The organism is Cellulomonas septica, from assembly GCF_012396155.1.
GTDB classification, from domain to species: Bacteria; Actinomycetota; Actinomycetes; order Actinomycetales; family Cellulomonadaceae; genus Cellulomonas; species Cellulomonas septica.
The window spans coordinates 1-1,291 of the sequence record NZ_JAAXOY010000842.1 but is presented as its reverse complement, the minus strand read 5'-3'; the positions used below and the strand labels follow the sequence as shown (position 1 = coordinate 1,291).

Here is a 1,291-nt window from a genome sequence, read left to right as displayed (position 1 = left end):
TCTCTCGTCGGCCCTGTCACCCCCGGCGTGCACGGCGACGGGTCGCCAATCCCCTAGCGCGCGACCGGCCGCGCGTCGAGCACCTCCACGGCCAGGTCGGGCCAGTCGTGGAGCGACGCGACCGCGTCGGGCGTCAGGGCGACGGGCGACGGCCGGACGAGCGGCCCCGGCAGGAACGTGACCGTGGTGCCCGTCGTGCCGTCGCCCTCGACCGGCACCAGGTCGGTGACCGGGACGCCGCGCTCGTAGCGCTGCTCCCACGACCCGTGGCTGCGTCTGTTGCGGTGCACGAGCCAGTCGCTCAGGGCGGCGACGACCGAGACCCCGCGGCGCGGGTGCCCGTCGGGCAGGCGCGGCCCGTCGACCGCGTCGAACACGCGCAGGTCGCGCGTCGACATCACCGGCTTGCGCACCGGGTGGCCGTGCTCGTCGAGGCGCGTGTCCGTGCCGCGGCCGTCATCGGCGACGCTCACCGCGCCGTCCCCCCGGAACGTGACGCGGCAGCGGCCGCCGCCACGCTCGGTGGCCTCCTCGGACGCGTAGGCGAGGACCTCCAGCACCAGGTGCAGCACGCCGCCGGGCGCGAGCTCGGTCGCACGACGGCGGACGTCCGCGAGGTGCTCCTCGTCGACGGCGGCCGCCCAGTCGTGCGTCGTGCTCACCCACGTGTCCCGGTCACCCACGGGGTCCATCCTGGTGACCGTGACGGCACGGTGACCAGGCCGAACGACCCTTCTCGTCCCCGGTGCCGGCGCTCAACCCGTGCGTCCCGAGCGCGCGCCGGACGCACCCGACGCCTCGCGCGCCCGCGCCCAAAGCACGTCGAGCTCGCAACCCGGCGCGTCGGGATCGAAGCCGTGCTCGATCAGCCAGCGCGACGCGACCAGGCTGCGCAGCGACCACCACGCCCGGATGACGTCGCGGTCGGCGCCGGGGCCGTAGCCGTCGAGCAGGTCGTCCAGGCACTCCTCGTGCCCGAGGGTCAGCGTGGCGAGGTCGGCCATCGGGTCGCCCGGTCCGGCCTCGGACCAGTCGATGACGCCCACCACCTCGTCGCCGTCGACGAACACGTGCGTGAGCTGCAGGTCGCCGTGCACGAACACCGGCGGACGCGGACGCAGCGCGGCCTCGGCGATGTCCCGGTTGAGCCGGAGGACGTCGGCGGGCAGGACCTCGTGCTCGAGCAGCCACGCGTACTCGCGGTCGAGCTCGGCCCGGAGGTCGTCGAGCGCGACGCCCGGCCACGGCGGCAGCGGGGCGTCGTGCAGCCGGCGGACGGCCTCCCCGGTCG

General features: G+C 75.8%; 2 protein-coding genes. Both read right to left on the bottom strand.

Going from position 1 to position 1,291, the window contains the following annotated elements; all coding sequences use genetic code 11:
• Positions 1-53: 53 nt before the first annotated feature.
• Positions 54-683: an ATP-binding protein gene (locus tag HGA02_RS19680; protein ID WP_210728841.1), complete on the bottom strand. Its 630-nt coding sequence runs from the start codon at positions 681-683 to the stop codon at positions 54-56.
• 72 nt (positions 684-755) lie between these two features.
• A partial coding sequence (locus HGA02_RS19675; RefSeq protein ID WP_168681091.1) for a phosphotransferase family protein occupies positions 756-1,291 on the bottom strand: 536 nt, incomplete at its 5' end.